Annotated in this window: 15 protein-coding genes, 1 pseudogene and 1 riboswitch; of the genes and pseudogenes, 8 read left to right on the top strand and 8 right to left on the bottom strand. The window is 64.1% G+C overall.

Features of this window, described 5'->3' with window-relative positions; genetic code table 11:
• Positions 1 to 264 precede the first annotated feature (264 nt).
• Complete coding sequence (locus ABB29_RS08035) at positions 265 to 1,635, top strand: sensor histidine kinase (protein ID WP_170185857.1); 1,371 nt, start codon at positions 265 to 267, stop codon at positions 1,633 to 1,635.
• Here the strand turns inward: ABB29_RS08035 and ABB29_RS08030 are convergent.
• The 4 genes and pseudogenes from ABB29_RS08030 to metX all read right to left on the bottom strand — a co-directional run.
• A complete protein-coding gene (locus ABB29_RS08030) occupies positions 1,613 to 2,329 on the bottom strand; it encodes a response regulator transcription factor (RefSeq protein WP_057658091.1) in 717 nt (238 codons plus the stop codon). The two genes, ABB29_RS08035 and ABB29_RS08030, sit on opposite strands and share 23 nt — an antisense overlap.
• Positions 2,330 to 2,452: 123 nt before the next feature.
• Positions 2,453 to 3,538 (bottom strand): homoserine dehydrogenase family protein, encoded by a 1,086-nt coding sequence (locus ABB29_RS08025; RefSeq protein WP_057658090.1) that lies wholly within the window; start codon positions 3,536 to 3,538, stop codon positions 2,453 to 2,455.
• Positions 3,535 to 4,752, bottom strand: a complete 1,218-nt coding sequence (locus ABB29_RS08020; RefSeq protein ID WP_057658089.1) for an O-succinylhomoserine (thiol)-lyase — start codon at positions 4,750 to 4,752, stop codon at positions 3,535 to 3,537. The genes ABB29_RS08025 and ABB29_RS08020 overlap by 4 nt, the downstream gene beginning before the upstream one ends.
• Positions 4,749 to 5,699 (bottom strand): annotated as a pseudogene (gene metX / locus ABB29_RS08015) (homoserine O-succinyltransferase MetX); the annotation flags it as partial. The gene ABB29_RS08020 and the pseudogene metX, both read right to left, overlap by 4 nt.
• A 169-nt stretch (positions 5,700 to 5,868) precedes the next feature.
• Positions 5,869 to 5,997, bottom strand: a riboswitch (SAM riboswitch).
• Positions 5,998 to 6,103: 106 nt separating this feature from the next.
• Here metX and ABB29_RS08010 point away from each other — a divergent pair.
• From ABB29_RS08010 to ABB29_RS07990, 5 genes are all read left to right on the top strand, one after another.
• Positions 6,104 to 7,198, top strand: coding sequence for a hypothetical protein (locus ABB29_RS08010; protein WP_083487655.1), 1,095 nt, complete (start codon positions 6,104 to 6,106; stop codon positions 7,196 to 7,198).
• Complete coding sequence (locus tag ABB29_RS08005; protein ID WP_057658087.1) at positions 7,199 to 8,128, top strand: M23 family metallopeptidase; 930 nt, start codon at positions 7,199 to 7,201, stop codon at positions 8,126 to 8,128.
• A 117-nt stretch (positions 8,129 to 8,245) separates the two neighbouring features.
• Positions 8,246 to 9,889, top strand: coding sequence for a peptide chain release factor 3 (locus tag ABB29_RS08000; protein ID WP_057658086.1), 1,644 nt, complete (start codon positions 8,246 to 8,248; stop codon positions 9,887 to 9,889).
• A 96-nt stretch (positions 9,890 to 9,985) separates the two neighbouring features.
• The gene (gene trhA, locus ABB29_RS07995) at positions 9,986 to 10,633 is read left to right on the top strand and encodes a PAQR family membrane homeostasis protein TrhA (protein ID WP_057658085.1); all 648 of its coding nucleotides are present in this window, start codon (positions 9,986 to 9,988) and stop codon (positions 10,631 to 10,633) included.
• A gap of 141 nt (positions 10,634 to 10,774) precedes the next feature.
• Entirely contained in the window at positions 10,775 to 12,721 is a 1,947-nt protein-coding gene (locus tag ABB29_RS07990; RefSeq protein WP_057658146.1) for an AsmA family protein, read from the top strand.
• 56 nt (positions 12,722 to 12,777) lie between these two features.
• Here ABB29_RS07990 and ABB29_RS07985 read toward each other — a convergent pair whose 3' ends face one another.
• From ABB29_RS07985 to mtgA, 3 genes are read right to left on the bottom strand one after another with little or no spacing between them, the layout of a single operon-like run.
• The gene (locus ABB29_RS07985; protein ID WP_057658084.1) at positions 12,778 to 13,206 is read right to left on the bottom strand and encodes a CBS domain-containing protein; all 429 of its coding nucleotides are present in this window, start codon (positions 13,204 to 13,206) and stop codon (positions 12,778 to 12,780) included.
• A complete protein-coding gene (locus tag ABB29_RS07980) occupies positions 13,166 to 14,209 on the bottom strand; it encodes a glycosyltransferase family 2 protein (RefSeq protein ID WP_057658083.1) in 1,044 nt (347 codons plus the stop codon). Before ABB29_RS07980 ends, ABB29_RS07985 begins: the two co-directional genes overlap by 41 nt.
• A complete protein-coding gene (gene mtgA / locus ABB29_RS07975; protein WP_083487651.1) occupies positions 14,206 to 14,985 on the bottom strand; it encodes a monofunctional biosynthetic peptidoglycan transglycosylase in 780 nt (259 codons plus the stop codon). Before mtgA ends, ABB29_RS07980 begins: the two co-directional genes overlap by 4 nt.
• A 107-nt stretch (positions 14,986 to 15,092) precedes the next feature.
• Between mtgA and hslO the strand changes: the two genes are divergently transcribed.
• Both hslO and ABB29_RS07965 read left to right on the top strand, forming a co-directional pair.
• Positions 15,093 to 15,977, top strand: coding sequence for an Hsp33 family molecular chaperone HslO (gene hslO / locus ABB29_RS07970; protein ID WP_083487649.1), 885 nt, complete (start codon positions 15,093 to 15,095; stop codon positions 15,975 to 15,977).
• 151 nt (positions 15,978 to 16,128) lie between these two features.
• Entirely contained in the window at positions 16,129 to 16,959 is an 831-nt protein-coding gene (locus tag ABB29_RS07965) for an XOO1806 family protein (protein ID WP_211260712.1), read from the top strand.
• Between the two features lie 668 nt (positions 16,960 to 17,627).
• Here ABB29_RS07965 and ABB29_RS07960 read toward each other — a convergent pair.
• Positions 17,628 to 20,558, bottom strand: coding sequence for a TonB-dependent receptor domain-containing protein (locus ABB29_RS07960; RefSeq protein WP_083487647.1), 2,931 nt, complete (start codon positions 20,556 to 20,558; stop codon positions 17,628 to 17,630).
• Between the last annotated feature and the right edge of the window lie 11 nt (positions 20,559 to 20,569).

Here is a 20,569-nt window from a genome sequence, read left to right as displayed (position 1 = left end):
ATCCGTCACGAAAACGAATCGCCTGTCGCGGCATACGCAGGTTTATGGGCGGGGTTCCCTACCCCTGGGGGATTACGTCGTCAACAGCGCGGGAAACATTGCAATTCGATGACCGACGACTGAACGTAGTACCGGAACGTACTGCTTGTCACGCGCGCGAACTCACCAAATAATCACCACAACTCACCGATTCGTTAGCGACCGTGGCAGCCATCACGGTCTTCTCTCTCGCACCACTCCATGGCTGGGGAACACACGCACGTCATGCTGAAGTCGATCCAGCGCTGGTTGCGCAGCGCACCCATCCGTGATCCCATCGATCAACGCAACGCGCCGGTAATGCAGGTACTGCTGGCGTTTGTCGCCGTCAGCACGGTCGGACTGTGGTTGCTGTTGATCCTGCGTTACAAGATGCCGACCGGGGGCTGGGTCGCGGCCAACACAGGCTTCGCGGTGTCGGCCAGTGCCCTGCTGGGTTGCTATCTGATACGGCGTGGTGCCTTCCGCCCGGCGATCTACCAGTTCCTGGCAACGCTGCTGATCTGCCAGGAAATCATCCATCTCAGCGTCGGCTTCCAGATGATGGTGATGTCGCAGATCGATCAGATGCTGACCCTGATCGTGTCGGCGCTGGTACTGGGCCGGCGTACGTTGTGGCTGTGCCATGCGGCGCTGTGCTTCATCGCCTTCAGCGGTTGCGTGGTCGATACGATGCACCTGCCGGCCGATGCGCAATGGTGGGAAGGCTTTCGCAATCTACCTTCGGTGATCGCGGTCTACACGTTGATCGCGGTGGTGCTGGATCACACTGTCACGACCCTGCGCGAAAGCCTGCAACAGGCGCGCCAGCGCGGTGAGGAGCTACAGCAGGAAATGAGCAAGCGCGAGCAGGCGCAGAACCAGTTGATCCATGCCCAGAAGATGGAAGCCACCGGTCGCCTGGCCGCCGGTATTGCCCATGACTTCGGCAACCTGCTGAACATCGTCCACGGCTTCTCGCAGCAACGCCACCTGGATGATGCCTCGCAGAGTTCGGCGCAGCGCGCGTTGATGCTGGAGGACGCGTTGCAGGGGGTGGAGGAAGCTGCTGACCGTGGCCTGCACATGACCCGCAAGCTGCTCAGCTTCAGTCGCAGCGATCTGCTGAAAGCGGAAACCTTCGACATCAACCAGAGCCTGCGCGAACTGCAGCCGATGCTGCGGCAACTGTTGCCGCCGGAGATACAGCTGCGGCTGGATGCCTGCGTCGAGCCACTGCCAATCCATCTGGACCGCAACGAATTCGAACTGATCGTGCTCAATATCGCCGCCAATGCGCGCGATGCGATGCCCGATGGCGGCAGTTTCCGCATCGTCACCCGGCGCAGCCCAGGCAATCAGGTACAACTGCAACTGGCCGATACCGGCAGCGGCATGCCGGAGCAGATCCGCGAACGCATTTTCGAGCCTTTTTTCAGCACCAAGAAAGCCGGTGATGGCACCGGCCTGGGACTGTCCATCACCCACGACCTGATCAAAGTGGCGGGCGGCCATATCGAGGTCGACAGCGCGCCGGGGCGAGGCTGTTGCTTCGATATCCGCCTGCCGATGGCGTTGCCACCGGACAGCGGGGTCAGTGCACTGCCGGCGTCATGACGTAACCTTCGCCGTGGACCGCGGTGATCGGCAATGCTTCGCCACAGGTCGCTTCGACCTTGCGCCGCAAGCGGTAGAAAATCGATTCCAGCCGATGCATGTCGAAATCGTGTACGTCATCGGTCAGCTCGGCTACCAGCTCTTCGCGGGAAACACTGACGCCTGGCGTTGCCAGCATCCGCGCCATCACCTTGCGCTCGGTCCGGGTCAGTGGCACCGAGTGCCGCTGCGGCGAGCGCAGGCACCAGTCGTTGGCGTCAAGCTGCCATTGGCCATTGCCGTCGCTGGCGGCGGCGTGGCTGATCCTGCGCGCCAGGCTGTGCAGGTTGGCGGCCAGCAGCTCCACCTGCACCGGCTTGGTCAGGTAGGCATCCGCCCCCTGGCTCAGGCCACGCACCTGGTCGGGCACCTGATCGCGCGCGGTCAACATGATGATGCCCATGCCCGGATCCATGCCGCGCAGCTGGCGGGCAACACTGAAACCATCAGCATCGGGCAGACCGACATCCAGCACCACGATGCGATAGCCGCGCCTGGGCAATGCTTCCCACAACTCGGCCGCGAACTCCATGCCGTCTACGACGAAACCGTAGTTGCGCAGGCCGGGCAACAGCACCCGATCACGCAGCAACAGGTCGTCTTCCAGCAGTGCCACGCGCAGGTTGTCTTCGCCCGGGTCGGCGGATGGATTCATGGACAGTCGATGTGGTTGCAGAGAGCGTTAGCCTAGTTCATCCCTGCATCGGTGCAACCGTGAACGACTGCACCAATGCGCGGTTGACGATTTTCAGGCACGCAGGATCCGCAGTCGATTTGCTCAGGCCCGTTGCGTGATGGCGATCACATCATCAAGCAGCGCCGCGGCCGTGACCCCGGCGCCGGCTCCCGGTCCCTGCACCAGCAAGGGCTGTTGCAGATAGCGATCACTGCTGATGGCGACCCGGTTGTCGGTGCCGCTGCCACCGCACAGTGCATGTCCGGCCGGCAGCACGCGCACGCCAACGCTGGCGCCGTGGGCATCGAAGCGACCGACAAAGCGCAGCTGCCCGCCTTCGCGGGCGGCGCGTTGCCAGAGTTCGGCGATGGGCGCATCGAGTTGTCCCAGCGCGGTGTCGACCTGCGCCAGCGGCAGACTGGCCAGCGCGTCTGGTACCAGTGACTTCACCCGCACCTCATGCGACTGCAACGGCAGGCCGGCGGCGCGGGCCAGTATCAACAATTTGCGGCGCACGTCCTCGCCGGACAGATCAATGCGCGGATCCGGCTCGGTATAGCCAGCCTGGCTGGCCTCACGGACCAGTTCGGAGAACGGTCGGCGGCCGTCGTAATGATTGAACAGCCATGCCAGCGATCCGGACAACACGCCTTCAACCGCATGAATGCGATCACCGCCAGCGACCAGCGCGCGGATGCTGCGCAGCAATGGCAAACCGGCGCCGACGGTAGCGCTGTCACCGTAACGGGACTGGCCGGCATCGGCCTGCTGCTGGATGTCCTGCGCGCGCAGCCAGCTGCTGCCATTGCCCAGCTTGTTGGCGGTGACCACATGGATACCCCGCGCCAGCCACTGCGCGTGCCAGTCAGCGACCACATCACTGGCGGTGGCATCGATGACGGTGTCACCGGCACGCAGGCTTTCATTCTGCGCCCAGTGCGGTAACCCCGGCGAGTCCAGTCGCGGTGCCGCATTGGCCTCACGCAAGGCCTGCGCCACGTCGCCCTCAACCGGCTGCAGTGCCCGCGAGTTGGCCAGCCAGGCGATGCCGGGCAGGCGGATGCCGTTGTCGAGCAGGCGCAGGTAGCGATCGATGAAGGCACTGCCGACCACACCGGTCCCGAGCAAGGCGATGCGGGCACTGGTGCTGCTGCCCGGATTGTCAGCCAGGCGTACGACCGCACTCATGCGTCGGCCAGTTCGCGTTTGCCCACCGCCAGCACCTGCTGCACCCGGGCCAGACCCTGGGCGATATCGGCCAGCAGGTCTTCGCTTGCTTCGATACCGATCGACAGACGCAGCAGGCCATCACTGATGCCGGCATTGGCACGCGCCTCGGCGGTCATCGCCGCGTGAGTCATCGTTGCCGGATGGGCGACCAGACTTTCCACACCACCCAGCGATTCGGCCAGGGTGAAATAGCGCAGGCCATCGATGAAGGCGCGCACTGCCGCTTCGCCGCCATGCAGTTCCAGGCTCAGCATCGCACCGAAGCCCTTTTGCTGGCGCGCCGCCACCGAATGCCCGGGATGGCTGGCCAGGCCGGGGTAATAGATCGCCGACACAGCCGGATGGTCAGCCAGCAAATCAACGATGGCGCTGGTGTTTTCCTGATGTACGCGCAGGCGCGCATCCAGGGTGCGCAAGCCGCGCAGGGTCAGGAAGCTGTCGAACGGCGAACCGGTCAGGCCCAGGGCATTGGCCCACCAGCACAACTGCTCGGCAGCCTGCGGGTCCCGCGCCACTACCGCACCGCCGACCACGTCGCTGTGGCCGTTGATGTACTTGGTGGTCGAGTGGATGACGTAGTCGGCGCCGAATTCAATCGGCTTCTGCAGCGCCGGCGACAGGAAGGTATTGTCCACCACCACCTGTGCGCCAGCCTTGTGCGCGGCCTCGATGACAAAGCGCAGATCGGTGATCCGCAGCAGCGGATTGGAAGGCGTTTCAATCAGCACCAGCGTCGGCGACTGCGCCAGCGCCTCGGCCAGCGAGCGCGGGTCGGTCAAATCGGCGGTAATCAGTTCGAAGTGGCCCTTCTTCGCCAACGCATTGAACAAGCGCCAGCTGCCGCCGTAGGCGTCGTGTGGTACGACCAGGCGTTGGCCTGGGGCCAGCAACGCATTCAACACCAGGTTGATCGCGCCCATGCCGGTCGCGGTGATCACCGCGCCGGCGCCGCCTTCCAGATCCGCCAGCGCTTCGGCCAGCAGGTCACGGGTCGGGTTGCCGCTGCGGGTGTAGTCGTATTGGCGCTTGTTGCCGAAGCTCTCGAAACTGAAATTGGATGAAAGCACGATCGGCGGGGTCACCGCACCATAGGCGATATCGCGGTCGATGCCGGCACGCACCGCGGCTGTGGCGGACTGACAGACAGCATCGGGGACGTGGGGGTGGCTCATGGGTTTGCTCCGTTGCCGCGCAGGGCAGTGACAAGGATCGCGTCGATGCGATCGGGTTCTTTGAGAAAGGCGTCGTGGCCGTAAGGCGAACGCAGCACGCGCAGGGTGCCGAGCGTGCCAAGAGCTTCGACCAGCGCGACCGAGTCGCTCAGCGGCACCAACCGGTCGCCTTCGACCGCCACCACCGTGGTCGGTACCCGGATCTGGCTGGCATCGACGCGATGCAGGTCGATCGATTCGGACAGCCGTACATAGGCGGTCACCGGGGTGCGGGCGACATACTGGGCGCCGGCCGCATCCAGATAATCCTCGGCAGCGCAACGAACGCGGCCATTGATGATCTCCGGCGGCGCATCGAAGCGCTCTTCGAATTCTTCCGGGGTGCGGTAACTCAGCATCGCGAACTGGCGCGCCAGTGACAGCCCCTGGGTTTCCGCGCATTGCAGCGCTCCCAGGGTCACTGCCTTGCGCTGCAGGGCACGCCAGGCCGAGGCAAACGGGTGCGGACGGTGGGCGCCGCTGACCGCGACCAGACGCTGCAGGCAGGGCGGATGACGCAGCGCCAACTGCAGGCCGACCAGCGCGCCATAGGAATAGCCGACGAACGCCTGCAACTGGCCAATACCCAGATGCTGCAGCAGGCCGGCGATTGCATCGGCCTGGTCAGCGGTATCGATCGGGGCGTCGAGGCGGCCGTCGGCACCCAGATAGTCGATCGCCAGCAGTCGGCGCTGGGCCGGGTCCAGCGCGCGGCCCGTGCCGACCAGTTCGTTCAACCAGCCTTTTTCCGGGAATGCGTCGTTGCCGCGGAGATGCCGGTGCGCCGATATGCCGCCGGCAACCAGCACCACCGGGGCACCGGCCGGGCCTTGAAGTTCGTAGCGCACCAGCAACCGGCGGGCACCGGCATGGCGCATCGACAGATCAGTGGTCCATTCGCCGCGCAGCGACTGCGCGCTGACGACGTCGTCAGGCAGCAATGCCTCGATGGCGGTCGCATCAGCGGGAACTGCATGGAGGGCGGTGGTGGCGAAATTCATGGCGTCATCCGGAAAGTTGGATCAGCCATCGAGCTTTCGCGAAGCTCGCGTCCGCCGTGAAAACCGCTCACGGATCGAACCATCTTTCGGCAGACGCAAGGGGCAGATGCCCGGTCTCCGCAGGATTTGGCACCACTACGCGGCTTGCGCTGCGCTGGCTGCCCCGGCTTCAAAGGGCCTGTCCCTCTGCCGGTCTCGATGGTGGAGCCACTTTGCCAGCGGCCGGCAGGCATGTCAATCGCTTTATTCGAATGAAGCGATACAGATTTTTTGTGATGCGGCTGTCAATGCCAATCCCGCATAATTCACATATGAACCAACGCACCATGTTGCTTGCCCTGCTGCTGTCGGGATGGACCCTGCTGAGCGGCTGCGCCACCCCACCCCACAACTCAAGAAATCCCGCGCCCAAGCCGCTCAGCCACGTCGATGCGGTGATAGACGAGTCGTGGATATCGGTCCCCTCGCCCGAGGATGAACTGGACTCGCTGGCGGTCTGGGCCCCGCCACGAGGTGACCTGTGGGTGATTGCCACCGCCAAGTCGACCCATCGGCTGGTGGTGCTGGACGGCGAAACCGGCGCGCGCCTGCGCACGGTCGGTGCACGCGGCAGCGCCCTGGGCCAGTTTGAGCGCCCCAATGGCATCGCCGTCGAGGGCGACCTGGTGTTCGTGGTCGAACGCGACAACCACCGGGTGCAGGTGCTGCGGCTGCCGGATTTCCAGCCGCTGGCGATCATCGGCGCGGACGTCCTGCAGCTGCCCTATGGCGTCTGGTTACGGCCACTGGCGCCGGGCCGGCTGGAGATGCTGGTCACCGACAGTTTCATGGCCGACTTCCGCGCCGGCGTGGTGCCGCCGCTGCCGCAACTGGACCAACGGGTCAAACGCTTCCTGATCGACGTCGATGGCGATGGCGCGGTACACGCCCGCCTCGCCGGCCAGTTTGGCGATACCACCGAGCAGGGTGCCTTGCGGATGGTGGAATCCATTGCCGGCGATGCCGCCAATGACCGCCTGTTGATCGCCGAGGAAGACCGCCGCGTCGGCTCCACCCTGCGCGACTACACCCTGCAGGGGCGCTATCGCGGCTTCAGTTTGCCGGTCTTCGACGCCGATGCCGAGGGCGTGGCGCTGTGGCAATGTCAACAGCAGGCCGGTTACTGGATCGCCGTCGATCAGGTGGCACCGACCTTGTTCCGGGTGTTCGACCGGCAGACGCTGGCACCGGCCGGCGTGTTCAGCGGCCGGGTCACCGCCAATACCGACGGCGAAGTGCTGCATGCCGCGCCCAGCCGGCGGTTTCCGGCCGGGGTGGTGTTCGCCCTGCACGATGACCGTTCGGTATCGGCCTTCGATCTGGGCAAGGTCAGCGCGGCACTGCATCTGGGCCATGGTTGTGTCTGAGTGCGATTGGCAGCGCGGCTAGCAGGCATCGGCCTGGCCTTGTTGCTGCTGCTGGCGAGCAGCGGTGCCGGGGCCGCACGCCTGTACAGCTGGAAGGACAAGCGCGGCTACACCCAGTACGGCGACCGGCCACCGCCAGCCGATGCGCTGGTCGATGCCGAGGTCGACGTGCGCCACTTCCGCAACGCGCCCAGCGCGCTGATCCGGCTGCGCCTGGAAAACCACAATGGCCAGTACCAGGCCTGGGCCGACAATCTGATGTATGGCCCGGTCGAGGTCCTGCTGCACTTCAAGCAGGCCGATCGCAACGTGCTCGCCAGTCCGCTGCTGCCGGCCCAGGCCACGGTGCCGGCACGCAGCAGTGTGGTGGTGTCGCAGGTGCGCCTGCAGGATCCGCTGCGCGGCGGCGACTTCGAACTGCTGCTGGATGGTGTGCCGGGCGATCCGGTTGCGGTGCCGGAAGACTACGAATACCGGCTGCCGTTCGACTACGGCCGGGTACGGGTCGATCAAGGGCCGGGCGGCAGTTTCAGCCACAATGACGAACAGAACCGCGACGCGGTGGACTTCGCGGTGCCGATCGGCACTCCGGTGCTGGCCGCGCGCGCCGGCATCGTGATGCAGGTCGAAGGCGATTACGACCAGGCCGGCCTGAACCGGGAGAAATACGGCGGCCGCGCCAATTTCATCCGCATCCTGCACGGCGACGGCAGCATGGCCGTGTACGCCCATCTCAAGCCGGAGGGGGTGCAGGTGCGGGTCGGCCAGTACGTGCGCAAGGGCCAGCGCATCGGGCTGTCGGGCAACACCGGTTTCAGCACCGCGCCGCATCTGCATTTCGTGGTCCAGGTCAACCGCGGCATGCGCCTGGTGTCGGTGCCGTTCCGGATGTTCGGGCCACTGGGACAACTGCAGTTCCCGCGACCCTGAGCCCTCTCCCGGGCGGCTTGTAAGCCAGCCGGGCCCACCTGCCCGGCAACGGCTATAATTGGCGGCTTCCCGACATCATCCACGCCCCCGCGGGCGTCATTGGCCTGCCCGTTCCCCATGACTGACGTTTCCCACTCGCCGACCGCCACCGCCGGTACCTCCACCGTCGCCAGCGAAGCCGCGCGCCGCCGCACCTTCGCGATCATTTCCCACCCCGACGCCGGCAAGACCACGTTGACCGAAAAACTGCTGCTGTTCGGCGGTGCGATCCAGATGGCTGGCTCGGTCAAGGGCCGCAAGGCCGCCCGCCACGCTACCTCCGACTGGATGGCGCTGGAGAAGGAGCGCGGCATTTCGGTCACCAGTTCGGTAATGCAGTTCCCGTACGAAGGCAAGATCATCAATCTGCTCGACACCCCCGGCCACGCCGACTTCGGCGAGGACACCTACCGGGTGCTGACCGCGGTCGATTCGGCATTGATGGTGATCGATGTGGCCAAGGGCGTGGAAGAGCGGACCATCAAGCTGATGGAAGTCTGCCGACTGCGCGACACCCCGATCATGACCTTCATCAACAAGCTGGATCGCGAGGGCAAGGATCCAATTGATCTGCTGGATGAAGTGGAAACCGTGCTCGGCATCCAGTGCGCGCCGGTGACCTGGCCAATCGGCATGGGTCAGCGGCTGAAAGGCGTGGTCCATCTGATCACCGGCGAAGTGCATCTGTACGAGCCCGGTCGCAACTTCACCCGCCAGGATTCGACCATTTTCAAGTCGCTGGACGAGCCGGGCGTGGAAGCCAAGATTGGCGCCGAAATGCTCGCGCAACTGCGCGACGAGCTGGAGCTGATCCAGGGTGCCTCGCATCCGTTCGATCTGCAGGCCTACCGCAGCGGCCAGCAGACGCCGGTGTTCTTCGGCTCGGGCGTCAACAATTTCGGCGTGCAACCGCTGCTCGATTTCTTTGCCGCCAACGCGCCTTCGCCACAGGATCGCGCCACCACCACCCGCACCGTGCAGGCCACCGAGAACAAGCTGACCGGCTTCGTGTTCAAGATCCAGGCCAACATGGACCCGCAGCATCGCGACCGGGTCGCCTTCATGCGCGTATGCTCGGGCCGCTTCGAAGCCGGTATGAAGACCTTCCACGTCCGCACCGGCAAGGAGATGAAGCTGGCCAACGCGCTGACCTTCATGGCCAGCGACCGCGAGCTGGCCGCCGAGGCCTATCCCGGCGATGTCATCGGCATCCACAACCACGGCACCATTTCGATCGGCGACACCTTCACCGAAGGCGAGGCGATCAGTTTCACCGGCATTCCCAACTTCGCCCCGGAGTTGTTCCGGCGTGCGCGCCTGCGCGACCCGCTCAAGCTCAAGCAGTTGCAGAAAGGCCTGGCCCAGCTCAGCGAAGAAGGCGCCACCCAGTTCTTCAAACCGCTGATGAGCAACGACCTGATCCTGGGCGCGGTCGGCGTGCTGCAGTTCGACGTGGTCGCCTATCGCCTGAAGGACGAATACGGCGTCGACGCCAGTTTCGAACCGGTCGGGGTGACTACCGCGCGCTGGGTACGCTGCGACAATCCGCGCAAGCTGGAGGAATTCCGCGACAAGAACGCGACCCATCTGGCAGTCGATGCCGCCGGCCAGCTGGTCTACCTGGCGCCGACCCGGGTCAACCTGCAGCTGGCGCAGGAACGGGCCCCGGACGTGACCTTCCTGGCCACCCGCGAACACGCGCACGCGGTCGACACGCCCTGATCGGCAAATCTTCCGCGACGCCCGACGTAAACGGTGTGTCGCGGACCAGCCGATGCTGTACCGTGGCAACCTGCGTGCGACCCCACCGCACGATTGATGGTGCAGATGCAAACCGATCTCCGCGATGAAATCGCCAACGCGCTGACCCATGGACTGGGCGCGGTCGCCGCCCTCGCCGCCGGCGCGGTGCTGATCACGCTGGCGGCGCTGTATGGCGACGGCTGGCAACTGGGTGCTTCGATTGTCTTCGTGGTCAGCCTGTTGTTGTTGTACACCGCTTCCACCCTGTACCACGCCATCCAGCACCCGGTGGCCAAGGCGCGGCTGAAGATCTTCGATCACTGCGCGATCTATCTGTTGATCGCCGGTACCTACACGCCGTTCACCCTGATTGCCTTGCGCGGCCCGTGGGGCTGGGGCCTGTTCGCGGCAATCTGGACGCTGGCATTGGCCGGGGTGGTGTTCAAGCTTTACTACACCGGGCGTTTCCCGCTGTTGTCGACCGGCATCTACATCGCCATGGGCTGGCTGGTGATCGTGGCGATCAAGCCGATGCTGCAATCACTTGATGGCTGGACCCTGGGCTGGCTGATTGCCGGCGGCCTGTTCTACACGCTGGGCACTTATTTCTATCATCGCGAATCGATCCGCTATTCGCATGCCATCTGGCATCTGTTCGTGCTTGCCGGCAGTGTCTCCCACTTCATCGCGGTGACCGAACAGGTGTTGCGCCCGAGGCTGTGAGCGCTGCCTGGCCTGGCCGTCGCGCCTGGCAAGATGTCCATCGCCTGAACTTCCAGGCCGGGCATTCGCGCCATTTTCGCGGTATCTGAACAAGCGCTTGCCGATATTGTCGGCATGAACAGCACCGTCGACGGAAAAACCATGGCTGCCAAGTCGGCGCGCGGGCCGCGCAAATGGCGTGGCCCTTCGCGGCGTGGCTGGTGGATCCTGGGCAGCATCGCGGCCGCGCTGGTGGTCCTGCTGGTGTTGTTCGACTGGAACTGGTTCAAGGGCCCGGTCGAGCGCGCGGTCACCGCACGCACCGGCCGCAGCTTCCATATTGGCGGTGACCTCGATGTCGATCTGGGACGCCGGATCACCATCCGTGCTTCGCAACTGGAGTTCGGCAATGCCCCCTGGGCGCGCCTGCCGAACATGGCCGCCGCCCGGCAAGCGGAAGTGGACGTGATGTTCTGGCCGCTGTTGCGCGGCAAAGTCGATGTCGCCGAGATCCGCCTGGACAAGCCGCTGCTGCGCCTGGAAACCGGCCCCAAGGGCAAGGGCAACTGGGTCTTCAAGCCGTCCGACGGTGACGGCAAGCCACCGGTGTTGCGCAAACTGTGGATCGAGGATGGCCGGCTGTCGTTTGTCGATGCTGCCGAGAAGACCGATATCGACATCCGGCTCAACAGCATGAAGCCGGACAATCCTGCCGACAGTGCTCCCGTGGCCATTGCCGGCAAGGGCAAATGGGCCGGCAATGCCTTCACCCTCAAGGGCACCGCCGAGTCGCCGCTGGAACTGACCAACAGCGAGCGTCCCTTCCATCTGGATCTGCGGGCCTCAGCCGGCCCCACCCATGCCCACGCGCGCGGCCAGCTGGTCAATCCGCTCAGCCTGCAGGACTTCGATCTCAAACTGGCCTTGTCAGGCCAGGACCTCGAGGACCTGTACCCGCTGATAGGCGTGGCGATTCCGTCGACCCCGCCGTACCAACTGGATGGTCGCTTTACCCGTGACGGCAATACCTGGCGTTACGACGACTTCACCGGCAAGGTCGGTGACAGTGATCTGGGCGGTGATGCGGCGGTCACCGTCGGCGGCGAGCGACCCTTCCTGAAAGCCGATCTGGTGTCGAAACGTCTGGACTTCGATGACCTCGCAGGCTTTGTCGGCGGTCAACCGCAAACCGGTGCCAGCGAATCAGCCAATCCACAGCAACGCAGGCAATCGGCACAACAGACCGCGTCAGCCAGGGTCCTGCCGGACACGCCGTACGATCTGGGCAAACTGCGTTCAATGGATGCCGACGTGGTGCTGAAAGCCAAGCGCATCAACGCGCCGTCATTGCCGATCGACGACATGGACGCGCACCTGAAACTGAAAGCCGGCGTGCTGCGTCTGGACCCGCTGAACTTCGGCGTCGCCAGCGGCGATATCCGTTCGACCATCCAGATGGATGCCAGTCGCCCGACCATCCGCACCCGCGCCGATGTAGCGGTCAGCAAGCTCGACCTGGGCAAGCTGTTCCCCGATGCCGAACTGACCAGGACCGCGATTGGCCGCATCGGCGGCAATGTGGTCATCAACGGCACCGGCAATTCAATCGCCGCGATTCTCGGCAGCGCCAACGGCGACGCCACCCTCGGCATGGGCAAGGGCCGGATCAGCAATCTGCTGATGGAGCTGGCCGGGCTGGACGTGGCCGAATCATTGAAGTTCCTGCTGACCGATGACAAACAGGTACCGGTGCGCTGTGCCTTCGGTGATTTCGATCTCAGGCAGGGGGTCATGCATACCCGCAGCCTGGCGTTCGACAGCACTGACACCATCATCGTCGGCAAGGGCGACATCAGCCTGAAGGACGAAACCCTGGATCTGGAGCTGCGCCCGCGGCCAAAGGATCGCAGCATCGTCGCGCTGCGTTCGCCACTGGTCATCGGCGGCACCTTCAAGGACCCGTCATTCCATCCTGATTTCGCCCGCCTGGGCCTGCGCGGTGCGGTGGCCCTGGCGCTGGGCAGCATCGCGCCGCCGGCGGCCCTGTTGGCGACCCTGGAACTGGGCCCGGGCGAGGACAGTGGCTGTGGCGGCCAGTATGCCAAGTAAACAGCGGCGCCCGTGCGGGCGTCGGCCACGACGCTGCGTGTCTGGGCCGCTGTGGATCAGCTGGCGATGTAGCGCTGCAGCTGGTCCAGCTGCACCTGCTGATCCTCGATCACCGCCTTGACCAGATCACCGATCGAGATGACGCCGACGACGCTGCCATCGCTCATCACCGGCAGGTGACGGATGCGGTTACGGGTGACCAGTTGCATGCAGTTGTCGACGTTGTCATCCAGACCCACGGTGATCAACTCCGCGGTCATGATGTCGCGCACCGGCGTACTCGATGACGAGCGCCCCTGGAGCACGATCTTGCGCGCGTAATCGCGTTCGGAAAGGATGCCGCTCAGGCGTGTCCCGTCGATCACCAGCACCGCCCCGACTCCCTTCTCCGCCATCAGCCGGATCGCATCCAGGACCGAGGCATCCGACCCCACCGCATGGACTTCAGCGGTCTTCTCGCCCAGTAATTGACGGACTGTACGCATGGTTTGCTCCTTGCTGGCCAGGTTCTGGCAAGCATACTCCTGCTTCACCCGGTTGCCATACGTCGACCAGATAAATCGGCCGCTGCTTGGATTCGTCGTACAGGCGGCCCAGGTATTCGCCAATCAATCCCAGCGCCACCAGCTGGACCCCGCCCAGCATCAGGATCACCGCCATCATGGTCGGCCAACCGGCCACCGGGTCGCCCCACAGCACCGCCTTCAACACCACCCAGAGCGCAAACGCAAACGCCAGCAGCGCGGTCAGCACGCCGACATAGGTGGTGGCGCGCAGCGGCGCGGTGGAAAAGCTGGTGATGCCCTCGAGTGCGAAGTTCCACAAGCGCCAGAAGCCGAACTTGCTGTCGCCGGCCACGCGCGGCTCGCGCCGGTACGGTACCGATATCTGCCGGTAACCAACCCAGCCGAACAGACCCTTCATGAAGCGATGGCGTTCGCGCAACTGTTTCAACGCGGCCACGCTGCGTGGCGACAACAAACGGAAATCGCCGGTGTCAGCCGGGATCGGGGTGGCCGACAGCCGTCCGATCACGCGATAGAACGCATGCGCGGTACTGCGTTTGAGCCAGCTTTCACCCTCGCGCTGGATACGGGTGCCATGCACGTTGTCATAGCCTTCACGCCATAGCCGGACGAATTCGGTTATCAATTCAGGCGGGTCCTGGCCATCGGCATCCAGGATCACCACCGCGCCGTCTTCGACATGGTCCAGACCGGCGGTCAGCGCGGCCTCCTTGCCGAAGTTGCGCGACAGCCGCAACAGGCCGACCTGCGGATCGCCAGCGGCCAGCAACAGCAGTTGTGCCCAGGTCTCATCGCTGCTGCCGTCATCGACATACAACACCCGCGTGCGCACGCCGCCAAGGCTGGCCAGCGCCTCGCGCAGGCGCGGATGCAGCACCGGCAACGCCTCGGCCTCGTTGTGCGCGGCAATCAGCACGGTCAACAGTGGCGTCTCCGTCGGGGTGGCCCCAGCTGTGTTCACTTCAGGCCCTCCAGATAGCTTTTGCCACCCAGTTGGCGGACCTGGCGCTGGATCCAGTTGGCCCGCCGCTGCACGTAAGGTCCGGGGTCGCGGGCGTTATAGCGGCGCGGTGCCGGCAATACCGCGGCCAGGCGCGCACTCTGTTCGGCGCTCAGGTCGGCGGCATCGCGGCCCCAGAACTCGCGGGCAGCAGCCTGCGCGCCGTAGACGCCATCTCCGAATTCGGCAATGTTGACGTGCATTTCGATGATCCGCTGCTTCGACCACAAAGCTTCGATCAACACCGTGTACCACGCCTCGATGCCCTTGCGCAGCCAACTGCGGCCCTGCCACAGGAACAGATTCTTGGCGACCTGCTGGCTCAAGGTGCTGGCGCCACGGACCCGCCGTCCCTTGGCGTTGTTGACCCGGGCCTTCTCGATGGCCTGCAGGTCGAAGCCGCGATGGGTGGCGAACTTCTGGTCTTCGGCGGCGATCACCGACAATGGCAGGCTGCTGGCGATCCGGTCCAGATCGCGCCAGTCGTAGACATAACGAAAGCCCCAATCGCCATCGCCCCACGCTTCCATCTGCCGCTCCAGCATGAATGCGGAAAACGGCGGATCGATGAACCGCAACGCCGCCACCTGCAGCACGCTGGCGGCGGCAAACAGGAATGGCAGTGCCAGCAGCCAACGCAGCCAGCGCCGGAAGCGGCTTCTTTTCGGTGAGGGAACCACGGTGTGCACACCTGCCTTGGCGAATAACCAGACCCTATTCTGGCGGCTATCCTTCATCCTGTCTGCCCGCCGCCGCCAGCGCTGGCCAGCTATTGGATCGGCGAGGGCGCGCCCACATCTGTGTGGATTGACGCATACAGCGGCCGCGCCGCCAAGGACCCCTCGTGAGCACCGATACCCAGACCCGCTTCCTGCTGCCGCAAGCCGGCGTACGCGGCGTGCATGTGCAGTTGACCGATGCCTGGCGCGACGTGCAGCAGCGCGCGGACTATCCGCCCAATGCGACCGAACTGCTGGGCCAGGCCTGTGCCGCCGCGGTTCTGTTCACCGGCCACACCAAGGTCGATGGACGCCTTTCGATCCAGCTGCGCGGTGACGGTCCGATCCGCACCCTGTTTGCCGAATGCACCGCCGCCGGCACCCTGCGTGGCATCGTCCAGCTCGCCGACGGCCAGGACGCGCCGCGCGATCTCAGCACCCTGGGTGACGGCACGCTGCTGGCCATCACCATCGAAAATCCGGGCCTGGATCCACGCGAGCCGCAGCGCTATCAGAGCCTGGTCGGCCTGCAGGCCAGCACCCTTGACGAAGCCTTCGAGGGTTACTTCCGCCAGTCCGAGCAGTTGCCGACCCGGCTGCTGCTGGCCGCCACCGCCGATGGCGTGGCCGGGATCATGCTGCAGAAGCTGCCCGGTGACGAGGGCGACGTCGACGGCTGGAACCGCGTCGGCGCCCTGTTCGACACCCTGGGCGGCGCGGAATTGCTGCAAGCGCACACGGAAACCCTGTTGTACCGGCTGTTTCACGAGGAAAACCCGCAAATACTGACCGAACGCGCAATTTCTTTCGCTTGCTCTTGCTCTCGGGCGCGGGTTGAGAGCATGCTGCAATCCTTGGGGCAGGAGGAGGCAACTGCAGCGCTGGCCGACGGGCATGCGGAGGTGCGTTGTGAGTTCTGTGGGCAGGAATACGGTTTCGATGCCGCCCAGATCGAGGAACTTTTTGCTCAATCCGCAGTCGAAGTGCCAGCGCCACCACGGCTTCAATAGTTGCTGCGGCTGGCGTTTGACGGCTACGGCAACTTGTTAAATAAACATAAAACGCGTAGCATTGGGTCCCCTCCGCCGTTGTTTGGCATCTGTCACCCGGAGCCTGAATCGAGCCATGTTCAAGCGTTACCTGCCACTGTCGCTGAGTCTGCTGGTCGCACTGGGTGCGGCAACGGACGCGAGTGCGCAGAACGCCCGTACGGCCGATGCCAAAGCCACCGCGCTGCCGGTGTGGAACAACACCGACGGCAAGCTGGAAGGCGTGCTGCTGCTGGAACCGACTGGTGAAGCCAGCGCCGGCGCTCGCTGGCGCTTCGGCAGCAACACCCTCAGCGCTGCGTTCGGGCTGGAAGCCGGTGATTCGCTGGGCCTGGTCTGCAATCGCAAGACCGGCGTGGTCAACACCATCAGCAACCTGGCCAGCCATTGCATGCTGGCCTCGCTCGGCGACGACGACGGCGATAGCGACAGCCAGCACATCAACCTGACCACTGCCATCGCCCGTCCGGGTGGCAAGCTGGGCATCTCGGCCGGGACCGGCCGTGACACCCTGCCGGCCTGGCTGGCCGCTGGCAAAGGCGCCGGCAACCGGGTCGAACAGAATGATCTGACCGTGTTCGGCCAGAAGAACATCGGCAACAGCGGTTTTGTTTCGATTGGCGGCACCGTCGCCCGTGCCCGCCTGGTGCCGGCTACCGACCTGCCGGCATTCGCCGACCAGTGGAACAGCAAGAGCCTCAACTTCGGCGGCGGCTACGGCCCGTTCAGCGCCAACATCATCGGCCGCGTGGTCGATGTCCCCGGCCAGCCGGACAAATGGGAAGGCCTCGGTCTGGGCATCACCTGGCGCACCCCGTGGAGCGCGCAATTGACCGTCGGTGCCGAGAACGTCGTCACCCGCGGCAAGAATCCGTTCTCGATGACCAATGACGGCAGCGACGAAGGCACCGTGCCCTACGTCCGCTACGAACAGGATCTTTGATTCACCCCCACTGGCTGCTGCCAGCCCACGCGCTGGTGACTTTTCCATCCAAGTGGTTCTGCCCAGCAGCCGATGTCAGTGATACCGCCAGGCCTGGCCGACAGCACAAGCCCTCCGAGGGCTTTTTTCATGCCCGCTATTTGGACAGCCAGCAGCTTGTTTCCGTGCGGACGGTTTCAATAGAGTCCCTGCGCCCCACTATCGCAAGGACCATTTCCGCACCCTTTTCCGGAACTGCGCTGAAAGCATCCTCATGCAAGCAGGAACTGCGGAATATGCATCACATGCAGCAGAGCAAGCCCCTGTCCTGATCCATCCGCACAACGCATGTCCTCTAGCACCTTCGCGGCCCTCCGCATTGCACGAAAGCCAAATGCGCCCCAACCGCAATCATGGGCGTTGAACCAGAGGAGCTGTGCGATGACGGAGTTTGCAACACCCTACCCCTGGTCACCCGGCAACAGGGACCGGTGCTGCGCGTCATCCGCAGTTGGCTCCCTGTCGCAGCCAGCCGATACCGCACCGGCTGTCCAGCAGCGCAATGACGCCAAGCGAATGCTGCCCGCACGCGGCAAGGGTTGGAACAGCCATTGTTTCCATGCACAAAAAAACCATGGCCCCTTGCGGGGCCATGGCTGTACTGCTTTACGACAGGTCTCTGACCGGGATCAGAAGCGCTGCTGGTACTTCATGTACATGAAGCGACCGATGTCGTAGCCACCGTAGTACGAGTAGCCGGAGTTCGGCTGGTTGTAATCGGCACCGGCGTTGTGATCAAACACGTTGTTCACACCGATGGCGATGGTGCCATTCCACGGGGTATTCCAGCGACCCTGGATATCGTGGAAGGTGTTGGCGCCCAACTCGTTCTTCGGCACGATTTCGCCCTGGGTTTCCGGAGCCGCGTAGTTCGGCTGGCTGCAGATTTCCGGGAAGTCTTCCAGGCTCAAGCAGTCCGAACGCAGACCGGAGTAGTAACGCGCATTCCAGGTCACGCCGAAGTCACCCATGTCCCAGCTCACGCCCAGGTTGCTGCGGACGCGGAAGTAGGCACCGTAGGTGCTGTTGCTGGTGCCGTTCAACTGCAGCGGCGGGCTGTCGGAGTTGTCCTGCTTCAGCTCGTTCTGGGCCACGTAGGTGGTCTGCGAATTGAGCGAGAAGCGACCCCAGTCGGTATCCAGAGCGTAGGTCAGATCGAAATCGAAACCTTCGGTCTGCTGGTAACCGGCGTTACGACCACCGAAGCTCAGCGCGGTGATGGCGCCAGTGTTCGGGTCACGGGTGAAGGTGGTCGGACCTTGGCAACGCGATTCAATGCCAGCGACGTAGCAGTCGTTGAGCATCGAGGTCGGGTCATCGGCGGTGATCGTGTTTTCGATCTTGATCTTCCACCAGTCCAGGCTCATGTTCAGGTTTTCAGCGAAGCCCGGGCTCCAGACCAGACCCAAGGTCTGCGATTCGGACGTTTCCGGAGTCAGGTTCGGGTTGGAACCGGACTTGAACGGAATGTTCGACTGGTCGAACTTGGCATTGGAGACACCGTCCGGACGGTTAGCCGCCTGGCGGAAACCAGCGCCTGCACCATCGGCCGCGCAACGAGCGGTCGGCGTGCCGTACTGGCTGTCGCAGGGGTCGGCGTAGGTTTCAAAGCTGTCCGAGGTACCGCCGTACAGGTCGGCGATGGTCGGGGCACGGAAGCCTTCTGCCCAGGTACCACGCACCAGCAGCGAGTCGAGCGGCTTCCAGGTGAAGCCGAACTTGCTGTTGACGGTGTCACCGAAGGTGTCGTAATCCGAATAACGGGTTGCGGCGGTCAGGCTGAGTTCCTGCGCACCCGGCATGTCGGCGAGGACCGGCACCAACAGTTCCAGGTAGGCTTCGTCCAGCGAGTACTGGCCGCTGGTCGGACCCGAGGCCAGATCGGTGGAAACACCGGTCTGTGCCAAGGCGTCCGGCGAGAACGAGCCGCTTTCCTTACGGTGCTCGACACCGACTGCCACGCCCAGATCACCGGCCGGCAGTTCGAACAGCGTACCGGACAGGTTGGCGAAATAGTCGTTGGTTTGTGTCTTCGAGATCGCCTGGCCCGGCTGGTACAGATAGGCGATGACGTTCGGATCCTGCAGGCTGTTGGCGCCGCCAATGCCGTACGGAATCAGCGGATTCCACGGGGTGCAGTTGCCACCACCGGTACCCAAGGGGATGGAGGTGTTGGGACCCGGAGCAGTACCGCACTGGACAACACCGTCGGCATTGATGAAGGACGGACCAACGGCATTGGCGACATTGGCGGTGTTCAGGTTACCGGTGCTGGTCTGCACACCCTTGTTCTGGTTGTACAGTGCGCCGGCATCCCAATCCCAGAAGCGGTCGCCAATCTGGAACGAGCCTTCCAGGGCGCCGGTGAAACGGAAGGTCTGCAGGTTGTTGTAAACGCCGCGCGGCACTTCCCACGGACGACGGATGAAATTGACGTCGACATCGCGCGGGTTGAACACGCTATCGGCAGACAGAGGCGTGCCCCAGGCAGCGGACTGGTACGGATAACCCGCGTTCTGTGCAAACGAGTCGCGGTCGGTGAACAGCACGTCGGTGTTGAAACGGACGTTTTCGGTGATGTCGAACTTGCCGTTCAAGAATGCCGACTTGCGCTCGATACCGCTGTACACGGTCGACTGCAGGCCAGGATAGGTGCCATCCAGATCACGGCTGTACGGACGGTAGTTGTTGATGTCGCTGGTGTCGTAGTTGCCACCTTCGCGGTCCAGGGTCAGACGGTCGAAGATCGGATTGCCCTTGTCATCAACCCGACCCGTAGGGTTGAGCAGAATGCTGTAACGGCTGGAGCCGGACTGATCGTCCAGCAGGCGGTCGCCCTTCGGCGTGCTCGGATAGGTGGTCTTGGAGAACCAGCGGTCGCCAGCCCACACCGGATTTTCCTTGGTGTACTCGACGCCGGCGGTCAACGAGCCGCGGTCGCCAGTGAAGCCCATGACGAAGCTGTACTGCTGACGGTCGCCGTCGCCTTCGTCGTACTGACCGAGGTAGGCATTGGCTTCCATACCGTCGAAGTCGCTGCGGGTGATGATGTTGATCACGCCGGCGATGGCATCGGAACCGTAGGTGGTGGAGGCGCCGTCCTTCAGGATTTCAACGCGCTCGACCATTGCGGCCGGAATCGAGGCAACGTCCTGCAGACCACCGTTGGTGGCGCCAAGGCGCTTGCCATTGACCAGGATCAGGGTGCGCTCAGCGCCCAGGTTGCGCAGATCGATGTACTGACCGCCGACGGCTTCACCGGAGGACAGCGGCGAGGTGCGGCTGATGGCCGGCGAACCGGTGGCAGCGACGTTCTGCAGGATGTCGGCGACCGAATTGAAGCCCTGCTTCTCGATGGCGGCACGGTCGATCAACAACACCGGTGCGGCGGTTTCCTTGTCGACCTGGCGGATGCGCGAACCAGTGACCTGGACCTTGTCCAGCGTGGTGGCCTGCTGGGCGGGTTCTGCGTCCTGCGCAGCAGCGGTGCCGGTCAGCGACACAGCGCTGGCGAACAACGCGAACTTGATCGCGTTAGGCAGCTTCTTGGGGTTGATCATTAGAGGCTCTC

Source organism: Pseudoxanthomonas dokdonensis (genome assembly GCF_001431405.1).
GTDB classification, from domain to species: domain Bacteria; phylum Pseudomonadota; class Gammaproteobacteria; order Xanthomonadales; family Xanthomonadaceae; genus Pseudoxanthomonas_A; species Pseudoxanthomonas_A dokdonensis.
This window is presented reverse-complemented; position numbering and strand designations above follow the sequence as displayed.

Coding starts and splice junctions, on each gene's coding strand:
- mtgA (WP_083487651.1), bottom strand. CDS start 14,985: ATGAAGGATAGCCGCCAGAATAGGGTCTGGTTATTCGCCAAGGCAGGT.
- ABB29_RS08000 (WP_057658086.1), top strand. CDS start 8,246: ATGACTGACGTTTCCCACTCGCCGACCGCCACCGCCGGTACCTCCACC.
- ABB29_RS08035 (WP_170185857.1), top strand. CDS start 265: ATGCTGAAGTCGATCCAGCGCTGGTTGCGCAGCGCACCCATCCGTGAT.
- ABB29_RS07990 (WP_057658146.1), top strand. CDS start 10,775: ATGGCTGCCAAGTCGGCGCGCGGGCCGCGCAAATGGCGTGGCCCTTCG.
- ABB29_RS07960 (WP_083487647.1), bottom strand. CDS start 20,558: ATGATCAACCCCAAGAAGCTGCCTAACGCGATCAAGTTCGCGTTGTTC.
- trhA (WP_057658085.1), top strand. CDS start 9,986: ATGGTGCAGATGCAAACCGATCTCCGCGATGAAATCGCCAACGCGCTG.
- ABB29_RS08010 (WP_083487655.1), top strand. CDS start 6,104: ATGAACCAACGCACCATGTTGCTTGCCCTGCTGCTGTCGGGATGGACC.
- ABB29_RS08025 (WP_057658090.1), bottom strand. CDS start 3,538: ATGAGTGCGGTCGTACGCCTGGCTGACAATCCGGGCAGCAGCACCAGT.
- ABB29_RS08020 (WP_057658089.1), bottom strand. CDS start 4,752: ATGAGCCACCCCCACGTCCCCGATGCTGTCTGTCAGTCCGCCACAGCC.
- ABB29_RS07985 (WP_057658084.1), bottom strand. CDS start 13,206: ATGCGTACAGTCCGTCAATTACTGGGCGAGAAGACCGCTGAAGTCCAT.
- ABB29_RS08030 (WP_057658091.1), bottom strand. CDS start 2,329: ATGAATCCATCCGCCGACCCGGGCGAAGACAACCTGCGCGTGGCACTG.